Source organism: Caballeronia sp. dw_276 (assembly GCF_018449635.1).
In the GTDB taxonomy this organism is placed as follows: domain Bacteria; phylum Pseudomonadota; class Gammaproteobacteria; order Burkholderiales; family Burkholderiaceae; genus Caballeronia.
In genome coordinates, this window is record NZ_JAAVUV010000021.1 from 39788 (window position 1) to 49327 (window position 9540).

Here is a 9540-nt window from a genome sequence, read left to right on the forward strand (position 1 = left end):
TGTGAGGACGTAAGCCGGAATCGGGCGCAGCGAATGACGCGCATTAAGCCAGGCATCAAAAGGTAAAACAAGTCAGCGGGATCGGCGCGCGGAGTGCGCAGCGAAACAAAAAACGGTTGCCGAAGACAAGCTTCAGCGGACCTCAGGCGAGGTTAGCGCGACCAGCGACGCCAGGGCCAGGCTCCCCGGTCGATGCTGCTCAGACTCCGTTTTTTGTTCAGAAACATGAGGGATTGAACTAGTCAGTCGATGTTGTCGCGCCGGGTACGTCGGGCGCGGCCATGGTTGCTGCTATTGCCTGTGCGGCAGCCAGCAGGGAAGAAACTATACCATCGGATTTCACGAGGTGCACGGGTTTGCCGTGGTTATAGCCGTAGGGAACCGTCAACGTCGCCATTCCGGCCGCACGGCCCGCGAGCGCGTCATTCTCGGAATCGCCGATGGCAACCGCCTCCCGCGGCAAAACGTCCAGACGCTCGCACGCAATCAGCATGGGCGCCGGATCCGGCTTTTTCTGTGGGACCGAGTCGCCGCCGAGCACGACCTTGAAGTACTCCACGAGTCCGAATTTCGTCAGCAATTCCAGCGCGAAGCGGTGTGGTTTGTTCGTCACGCAGGCGAGCGGCAAGCCGAGATCGCGCAGCGCCTTCAGCCCTTCAGCAACTTCCGGGTAAAGCCTGGCGCTTTGCCCATTGATGCGCGCGTATTCGGTCTGATAGATCGCAAGGGCATCGTCGAATTTCGTGGACGCTTCCAGCGCCGAAAATCGCACGGCCAAAATGCTACGGATCAGATTTTCCGATCCCTTTCCTATATAGCCGATCACTTCGTCACGATCAGTCGATTTCGCGCCGATGCGCGCAAGCATGCCGTTCAGCGCCACGGTGAAGTCGTCTGCGGTATCGACCATGGTGCCGTCCAGGTCGATGATCGCGGCCCGCAACGTCTTGTTGGTAAATGCCGGAAGCTCAGCAGTGAGTTCGCTCATCGTGCATCCCCGGTGTTCACTTTGGCCAGTTCCTCGCGCATCTTGCCGATGATCTCGCTGTAATTGTGGTGGCCGAAAATCGCCGAACCCGCCACGAACGTGTCCGCACCCGCTTCCGCGATTGCCCGGATGTTCTCGATCTTCACGCCACCATCCACTTCCAGATGAATTTCGCGGCCTGTCCGCTCGGTATATTCGTTGATACGACGGCGCGCTTCGCGCAGCTTGTTCAGCGCTTCCGGAATGAACGACTGGCCGCCGAAACCTGGATTGACCGACATGATCAGCACGAGATCGACCTTGTCCATCACGTGATCGAGATGATTCAGCGACGTGGCCGGGTTGAAAACCAGACCGGCCTTGCAGCCGTGATCGCGAATGAGCGAAAGCGTCCGGTCGATATGATCCGAACCTTCCGGATGGAAACTGATCACATTCGCACCGGCTTCCGCGAAATCCGGCACGATGCGGTCCACCGGGCGCACCATCAAATGCACGTCGATAGGTACGGTGGTGTGTGGCCGCAGCGCCTTGCAGACCATGGGGCCGATTGTCAGGTTCGGAACGTAATGGTTGTCCATGACGTCGAAATGGATCCAGTCCGCGCCGGCGGCGACGACATTGCGAACCTCTTCGCCGAGAATGGCGAAGTCGGCGGACAAGATACTGGGGGACAAACGGAATTGCGTCATGACGTCGACCGGTTGCAAGCGGGAAACGCATTTTACCGCGATGCGCCGCTTTTGACCGTCGGCCGAATGGCTAACGCGCGCGGCTCGCCGCAGGCGATTTTCCCCGTCACGGCGGTATCCCACCAAGGTTTCCGCGAGATGACAAAGCCGTGGCGAGCCATTGCGCTCGGTTGCGGGTGCCGGCCGCATGAAGCAGAATGCGTCACCTGTTGTTCACGCAAATTCGCGTAATCGCGTCGCTGTACGCCCCACAGGGCGTCGCTTCGCGCAGCATATTTTGAATTGGAAAAGCGATGAGCCAGTATGAATTCAGCGTATCGGTGCAGACGCAGTACCTTCCTGAACAATCGGAACCGGATGCTCACCAGTTCGCGTTCGCGTACACGCTGACCATTCGAAATACCGGTCAGGTCGCCGCGCAGTTGATCTCGCGGCACTGGATCATTACAGATAGTGAAAACGTGGTTCAGGAAGTGAAAGGGCTTGGCGTGGTCGGCAACCAGCCATTGTTGCCACCGGGCGAGAAGTTCGAATACACGAGCTGGGCCGTGATCGCGACGCCGGTCGGCACCATGCGCGGATCGTATTTTTGTGTGGCCGAGGATGGCGAGCGTTTCGAGGCGCCGATTGCCGAGTTCGCGTTGCATATGCCACGCACGCTCCATTGAGCAGGGCGCGGCGTCTTGCTAGCGCCTGTTTTTCTTTTTGCCCGACGCCGTCCACGCGACGATAAAAATCAGTAAAAGCAGCGCCACGAGTGATTCGAGCGCAAACACAAGCATTGGATATTCGTCGAACAGATCTGACATGGCGGTTCTCATCAAGAACGAACATTGTAAGCGTTTCACCTCTTCGGTCGCCGGATTGGCGGCTTGGGCGGCTTCTCTCGCTACAGCAGTTTTGCTCGCGTCGTGCGGTGGCGGGGGCGCCATCAAGTCCGGTTATCAGGCTCCGCCGACCGGCGCGCCGATCATTACCGGACAACGAGCGGCCAATCGGCTGACCGCAGTAAGCTGGCAACAGGTTCCCGGCTGGCAGGACGATTCATTGCTCGGGGCGACCGCAGCGATGCGTCAAAACTGCAGCCGCCTTGCGCAGCAGCCGAACTGGCGCCGTGCGTGCGCGGCGGCGCAACGGCTTGACGACCTGGACATGAATGCAGCCCGCGAATTCTTCGAGGCCTATTTCACGCCATTCCAGTTGGCCAACACCGACGGCACGCTGGACGGCCTCGTGACCGGCTACTACGAGCCGTTGCTGCGCGGGTCGCGCACGCGGCATGGCCCGTATCAATACGCGTTGTATCGATGGCCGTATCGGTTCAAAACCGGCACGACGCTGCCCTCGCGAGCGCAGCTTGAAAGCTCGGGCGCGCTGAACGGCAACGAACTGGTCTGGGTCGATGACCCGATCGAAGCGTTCTTCCTGCAAGTCCAAGGCTCGGGACAGGTCGTAATGGAAGATGGCACGACGATGCGCGTAGGCTTTGGAGGCACCAATAACCAGCCGTATAAATCGATTGGCCGCGAACTGCTGGACCGGCGCGAATTGACGCCCGCACAGGCAACGATGCAGGGCATCAAGGCTTGGGCGAAAGCGAATCCTGCGCGTGTCGACGCGTTGCTCGACGTGAATCCGCGCTTTGTGTTTTTCCGGGAAATGCCCGCAACGTCGACGCTTGCTGCAGGCGTAGGGACGGGGCCGGTCGGCGCATTGGGTGTTCCGCTGACGCCGGAGCGATCCATTGCTGTTGATCCTTCGGCTATCCCGCTTGGAACGCCGGTTTTCCTGCAAACCACGCGTCCTCTGAGCAATTCGCCGATGAACCGGCTCGTGTTTGCACAAGACACGGGTAGCGCGATCAAAGGCGGTGTGCGCGCTGATTACTTCTGGGGACTAGGCGACGACGCGGGCGATCTCGCCGGCCGGATGAAGCAGGGCGGCAGGATGTGGTTGTTGCTGCCGAACTCGTAGAATGCTTGCAGCCGTTCCTTCGGGAGCGGCTGCTTGTTTGCTTTTATTCAAGCCCAGGAATCAGGACACTGACGCTCGCCTATCAATCACCCGCCGCGCCTTTCCAACTGAACGCTCGATCCCGTTCACGCCTAGCAACTGGATCACCGCACTCACGCCAATCAACGCCTTGATGTCGTAAGCGAGCGCAGCCTTTGCCTGCTGGAGAACAGCGGCGTCCGGCGCAGTCTCCGGGCACGGTTCGACATTGAGCGTGAGCACATCGAGCGGCCCTTCTTTGGTCAGAACGATCTGGTAGTGCGGCGCCAGCGCGTGCTGCTTAAGCAGCAACTCTTCGATCTGCGTGGGGAAAACATTCACGCCTCGCACGATCATCATGTCGTCCGAGCGGCCGGTGATTTTCTCCATGCGTCGCATGGTTCTGGCGCTGCCGGGCAGAAGCCGTGTGAGATCGCGCGTCCGGTAGCGGATGATCGGCAACGCCTCCTTTGTCAGCGAAGTGAATACGAGCTCGCCCAGCTCGCCATCGGGCAGTACTTCGCCGGTTTCCGGATCGATGATCTCTGGATAAAAATGATCCTCCCATATCGTCGGACCATCTTTTGTTTCCACACATTCCGACGCCACGCCCGGTCCCATGACTTCCGACAGCCCATAGATATCCACTGCGTCGATACCCATGCGCTTTTCAATGGCGGCGCGCATGTCGTTGGTCCACGGTTCTGCGCCGAAGATACCGATTCGCAGCGAGCAGTCAGCCGGATGAACACCTTGGCGTTCGAGCTCGTCGGCAATCGACAGCATGTAGCTTGGCGTCACCATGATGATGTCGGGCCGAAAATCCTGGATGAGCTGAACTTGCTTTTCCGTCTGGCCGCCACCGAACGGAATCACGGTCAGTCCAGCCCGTTCCGCGCCGTAATGAGCACCCAGGCCGCCCGTGAAAAGACCGTAGCCATAACTGACATGCACCTTGTCGCCACGTCGCGCGCCCGCTGCGCGAATGGATCGCGCAACAAGATTCGCCCAAGTGTCGATGTCCTTTGCCGTATAGCCCACAACCGTAGGTTTTCCGGTTGTCCCCGACGACGCGTGGATCCGCGAAATCTGATCGTGCGGCACGGCGAACATCCCGTACGGATAATTATCGCGAAGATCCTTTTTCGTCGTGAACGGGAAACGTGCAATATCCGCGAGGCTTTTGATGTCGTCCGGATGCACACCCGCTTCATCGAACTTGCGCCGATACACCGGCGAATTCTCATACGCATGCGCGACCGACCACTTGAGGCGTTTGAGTTGCAACGCAGTGAGTTCGTCGCGACTGGCCGTCTCTATTCGGTCCAGTGGAAGCGGGGCGGTCATGGAATGTCTCCTTCCAGGTATCTATTGGCGGCCCGAATCAATTTTGCTCGGACGCTATGGTTTGAAGATTATTTTTGTGGAGCAGCTCAGGATTCGACAGCAACCAGGTTGCCCTTGATCTGGGACGACTTGCCGCGGAACATGGCGACAGTTTCCTGGTTGCGGTTCGTTACCCGGATGTCGTAGATTCCCGTTCTGCCCGTCAGCGATTGTTCAATTGCCTCGGCAGTCAGGCGATCGCCGCCTTTGACGGCGCGCAAGAATTCGATTGAGCAGCCGGCGGCGACCGTGTTGATGTTGTACGAATTGCAGGCGAACGCGAACGTTGAATCGGCCAACGTGAAAATGAGGCCGCCGTGACAGATTCCGTGGCCGTTCAGGAAGTCATCCCGAACGTTCATCTGCATGCGCGCGTATCCTGGCCGCACTTCCTCCAGTTCCAGGCCGAGCGCACGGCTGCACGCGTCCGCTCCGTACATGGTTTGCGCGGTTGCTTCGGCGAGTTCCTGGGCTGTCATTGCTGCCTTCTCCAAAAGCGATGTAGTTGTTTGTCAGAGACCTTCGAATCGCGGCGCACGCTTTTCCTTGAACGCGGCGACCCCTTCGGCGTAGTCATGCGAGTCGCCGAGTTCACGCTGAACGTCGCGCTCGAGGTCCAGTTGCTGATCGAGCGTATTGTTCGCGCCAGCACGGATCGCGTGTTTGATTGCCGCGACGGCCTTGGCAGGCTGTTGCGCCAGTTGTGTCGCAAGTGTTGCCGCAACGCTTTCCAGTTCGGCATCATCGACGACGTTCCACACCAGACCCCATGCGTGCGCTTGCTCCGCACCCAGCTTGTCGCCGGTAAGCGCAAGACCCATTGCACGGGCTTCGCCCACTCGCCTTGGCAACAGCCACGTACCGCCCGAGTCCGGTACCAAGCCAATTTTCACGAACGCCTGGACGAAGCTCGCCGAACGAGCGGCGACGATCAAGTCGCAGGCCATGGCGAGATTGGCGCCCGCGCCGGCGGCGATGCCATTTACCGCCGCAATCACGGGCAGACGTGACGCCTGCAGCCGACGCACGAGCGGATTGAAGTGCTGGTCAATAAGCGCGCCCAGATTGGTCATGGCACCCGGCGTGAAGTCGAGATCGGCAAGGTCCTGACCCGCGCAAAAACCACGGCCCGATCCCGTGATCACGAGCGCACGGGCGTGACTCTTTTCAATTTCGTCCAGCGCTTTACCTAACTCCTCATGCATCGTGCGCGTGAAGCTGTTCAGCTTTTCTGGGCGACTCAATGTCAACGTTGCTACGTGCGTGGTCTCGTCGATATTGAAAACAATCGACTTGCTTTGGTCGGACATGAAGTCTCCTTTGGCTAGTGCGCAAATACCCATGCCTTCGATACTAATCGCGCCCGACCGCGGTTTCCATTCGGCCGAATGGCCTAGGACTGGGCGCAATTTCCTGAGCCGGACACCTATGCCGTTTGGCTGACTACCGGCGGCGCGATCTTTGGCGCAACATGGACTCTGCTTTGAACGACGCGAAAGCGATTGGCCACAAACGCGGCGTCGGATAGCGCCGCGTTTGCAGCCGGATTGGCGCCTGTGCCGTGGAAGTCCGAATACGCCGCGGTCTGGTTCACGAAGACGCCGCTGGTCAGGTTGATCGACAGCGCAACGCCGCCGCGGATTGCGGCGTCATAGGCTGCTTCGACTACTGCGTCGTCCGTGCTGTACACGGAGAAGGTCAACGCGCCATGTTCCGCTGCAATCGATCCGGCCAGTTCCAGCGATTGCGCCGTCGAATCCGTGGCAATGACAAACGAAATTGGGCCGAACCATTCGCGTGTGAAATTTGCGGCGTCAGTGTGCACGTCGAGCTTGAGCATCAGCGGTGAGCGCACTTGAGCATCGGAGAAAACGGGATGAGCAAGCGATTGACTATCGGTAAGCACTTCGCCAAGTTGCCGCGCTTCGGCGATGCGACCCATCACGCCGTCGTTCTGTATGGCGCCAGTCAACTCGACGGCGCGGGCCGGATCGGAGATCAGCTTTTCCACGGCGGCCGCCAGTGCGTTCGCGACGTCGTCAAAGCTCATCTGGCCTTCGCTTGTGCGAATGCCGTCGCGGGGAACGTAGATGTTCTGCGGCGCAGTGCACATCTGTCCGGAGTAAAGGGCAAGAGAGAAGGCAATGTTGCTGGCGACGGCTTTGATGTTGTCGACCGAATCAATCACGATCTGGTTCACGCCCGCTTTTTCAGTGTAGACCTGAGCCTGATGTGCGTTGCGTTCGAGCCAGTTGCCGTTTTGCGTGCTGCCGGTGAAGTCTATGATCTTGATTTCCGGACGCAGCGCGAGATCCTGTACGAGAGGACCGTCGTTCCCTTCGGTAGCCAGGAGGGTGACCACATTTGGGTCGAATCCGGCCTCACGCAGGACGTCACGCGCAATGCGCACTGTGACGGCCAGTGGCAAGATCGCCCCCGGATGCGGCTTGACGACAACGGTGTTACCCGTAGCCAGGTCGGCGAACATGCCGGGATAGCCATTCCACGTTGGAAATGTGCAGCAGCCAAGCACGAGCCCCGTGCCGCGTGGTACGACCGTGAATTGCTTGTGCATCGCGAGCGGGGGATTCTTGCCTTGAGGCTTTTCCCAGTATGCGCTGGCAGGAATTCGGTGAAGCTGGTCCCACGCGTAGGCCACTGCTTCCAGCGCCCGGTCTTGCGCGTGTGGGCCGCCGGCCTGAAACGCCATCATGAATGCCTGCCCGGTTGTATGCATGACGCTGTAACCGATCTCGAAACTGGCCTTGTTCAACCGCGAAAGAATCTCGAGGCTTACACCAGCCCAAGCCGCAGGTCCTGCCGCGCGCCACTGGCGTTGCGCCGTGGCGGAGGCATCCAGCAACGCGTCGACGTCCGCTTTCGGATAGCGGATCCCCAATGCGAATCCAAAAGGTGACCGCTCATTGCCGACTGTCTCACCAGTGGAAGGCTGATCCAGCGCGAACGTCTGATTCAGGTGGGCCTTGAAGGCCGCCTCGCCGTCCGAATTCGCCGTTTCCCCGTACACTTTGGGACTAGGCATTTCGGCAAACGGGCTCCAGTAACCGCGCGTTGCAATAGCGGCAAGCGCTTGAGTAAGCGTTGCTTCGTGCTTCGTGAAGAGCGGATGGGTCATGTCGGCAAAATGATTAATGGCGGTGAGGAGCGTTCGGATAATTAATTAACCGACCGGTTGGTATGCGAATGTTAGCATTATCGAGACGCGTGCGCGAAGCGATTTCGCGCGAGTTCATATAGGAGGAGTGGATGTCTTACGAGAATCTGTTGACCGAAGTACGTGGGCGTGTCGGCTTGATCACGCTGAACCGGCCGAAAGCACTCAACGCGCTCAACGACGCACTGATGGACGAACTCGGCACAGTGCTCAAGCAATTCGATGCCGACGAAAACATCGGCGCCATCGTGCTGACCGGCAGCGAAAAGGCGTTCGCAGCCGGGGCGGACATCGGCATGATGGCCAACTACACGTATATGGATACGTTCAAAGGCGACTACATCACGCGCAACTGGGAGACGGTACGCACTATTCGCAAGCCAATCATCGCGGCTGTCGCCGGGTTCGCCTTGGGCGGCGGCTGTGAACTGGCGATGATGTGCGACATCATCATTGCCGCCGATACCGCCAAGTTTGGTCAACCCGAAATCAAACTCGGTGTGATCCCGGGTGCAGGTGGCACGCAGCGGCTGCCGCGCGCTGTGTCGAAGGCGAAGGCAATGGACATGTGCCTCACTGCGCGAATGATGGACGCCGACGAAGCCGAACGGGCAGGGTTGGTGTCGCGCGTCGTCCCGGCGGCGAGTTTGTTGGACGAAGCCATGCAGGCAGCATCGACAATCGCAAGCTTCTCCTTGCCAGCTGTGATGATGGCGAAGGAATCGGTTAATCGCGCGTATGAATCGACGCTGGCAGAAGGTGTTCATTTCGAGCGCCGCATGTTCCATTCTCTTTTCGCGACCGAAGATCAGAAGGAAGGAATGGCTGCTTTTGTAGAGAAGCGGAAACCTGCTTTTAAGCATCGATGAAATTCTTTTGCTGAACCCCTTGCGCAGTGTTGAAACGGGCACTAGAATTCCGTTCCTTCGCTTCACAACGAGGCGAAGGGAAGTGAGAAAGTGCAGTAGCAGTGGCGCGCAAGAGGATGCCGCAGAGCCAAGCAGGACGGGCCTTGCAGCGGAATCGGAAGTCGGGGGTTGAGTAAAAAACCTGTTGACGAAATGCGAAACGTTCTACATAATCTTGTTTCTGTGCTGCAAACGCAGCGACGCGAAAGCGGTGGTGTTCTGAGGGTTAGGATGCTGCGGTTCTCGCGAATGTTCTTTAAAAACTAACAGCCGATAAGTGTGGGCGCTTGGTGCTTGGCTTTGAAACGTGGTGGTGTCTTTCGAGGTGCTGCCGTGAAGCGAAAGTATCAAGTCTCACACTAGTATTAAGGTAGGTTTTGAGCGTCTTTTTCGAAAGGA

Annotated in this window: 10 protein-coding genes; 3 read left to right on the forward strand and 7 right to left on the reverse strand. The window is 58.7% G+C overall.

Annotated elements, in window-relative coordinates:
• Positions 1-238: 238 nt before the first annotated feature.
• A complete protein-coding gene (locus HB633_RS29775) occupies positions 239-988 on the reverse strand; it encodes a phosphoglycolate phosphatase (RefSeq protein ID WP_213781714.1) in 750 nt (249 codons plus the stop codon).
• Positions 985-1680 carry a ribulose-phosphate 3-epimerase gene (gene rpe, locus HB633_RS29780; protein WP_213781715.1) on the reverse strand — a complete coding sequence of 232 codons (696 nt, stop codon included), beginning with the start codon at positions 1678-1680 and terminating at the stop codon, positions 985-987. The genes HB633_RS29775 and rpe overlap by 4 nt, the downstream gene beginning before the upstream one ends.
• Before the next feature lie 293 nt (positions 1681-1973).
• Here rpe and apaG point away from each other — a divergent pair, with 293 nt between their 5' ends.
• Positions 1974-2348, forward strand: coding sequence for a Co2+/Mg2+ efflux protein ApaG (gene apaG, locus HB633_RS29785; protein ID WP_213781716.1), 375 nt, complete (start codon positions 1974-1976; stop codon positions 2346-2348).
• An 18-nt stretch (positions 2349-2366) separates the two neighbouring features.
• On the opposite strand, the gene HB633_RS31075 is transcribed toward apaG, so the two are convergent.
• The gene (locus HB633_RS31075) at positions 2367-2489 is read right to left on the reverse strand and encodes a hypothetical protein (RefSeq protein ID WP_255581283.1); all 123 of its coding nucleotides are present in this window, start codon (positions 2487-2489) and stop codon (positions 2367-2369) included.
• On the opposite strand from HB633_RS31075, the gene HB633_RS29790 reads away from it, so the two are divergent.
• Positions 2488-3654: an MltA domain-containing protein gene (locus HB633_RS29790; RefSeq protein WP_255581284.1), complete on the forward strand. Its 1167-nt coding sequence runs from the start codon at positions 2488-2490 to the stop codon at positions 3652-3654. The two genes, HB633_RS31075 and HB633_RS29790, sit on opposite strands and share 2 nt — an antisense overlap.
• A gap of 60 nt (positions 3655-3714) precedes the next feature.
• On the opposite strand, the gene paaK is transcribed toward HB633_RS29790, so the two are convergent.
• The 4 genes from paaK to paaN form a co-directional block, all read right to left on the reverse strand.
• On the reverse strand, positions 3715-5019 hold the full coding sequence (gene paaK, locus HB633_RS29795; protein WP_213781717.1) for a phenylacetate--CoA ligase PaaK: 1305 nt from the start codon (positions 5017-5019) through the stop codon (positions 3715-3717).
• An 86-nt stretch (positions 5020-5105) separates the two neighbouring features.
• The gene (paaI, locus tag HB633_RS29800; protein ID WP_213781718.1) at positions 5106-5537 is read right to left on the reverse strand and encodes a hydroxyphenylacetyl-CoA thioesterase PaaI; all 432 of its coding nucleotides are present in this window, start codon (positions 5535-5537) and stop codon (positions 5106-5108) included.
• Positions 5538-5570: 33 nt separating this feature from the next.
• Positions 5571-6368, reverse strand: coding sequence for a 2-(1,2-epoxy-1,2-dihydrophenyl)acetyl-CoA isomerase PaaG (gene paaG / locus HB633_RS29805; RefSeq protein WP_213781719.1), 798 nt, complete (start codon positions 6366-6368; stop codon positions 5571-5573).
• 116 nt (positions 6369-6484) lie between these two features.
• Positions 6485-8194 carry a phenylacetic acid degradation protein PaaN gene (gene paaN / locus HB633_RS29810; RefSeq protein ID WP_213781720.1) on the reverse strand — a complete coding sequence of 570 codons (1710 nt, stop codon included), beginning with the start codon at positions 8192-8194 and terminating at the stop codon, positions 6485-6487.
• A 131-nt stretch (positions 8195-8325) separates the two neighbouring features.
• Here paaN and HB633_RS29815 point away from each other — a divergent pair, with 131 nt between their 5' ends.
• Positions 8326-9102: an enoyl-CoA hydratase gene (locus HB633_RS29815; protein WP_213781721.1), complete on the forward strand. Its 777-nt coding sequence runs from the start codon at positions 8326-8328 to the stop codon at positions 9100-9102.
• Positions 9103-9540 lie beyond the last annotated feature (438 nt).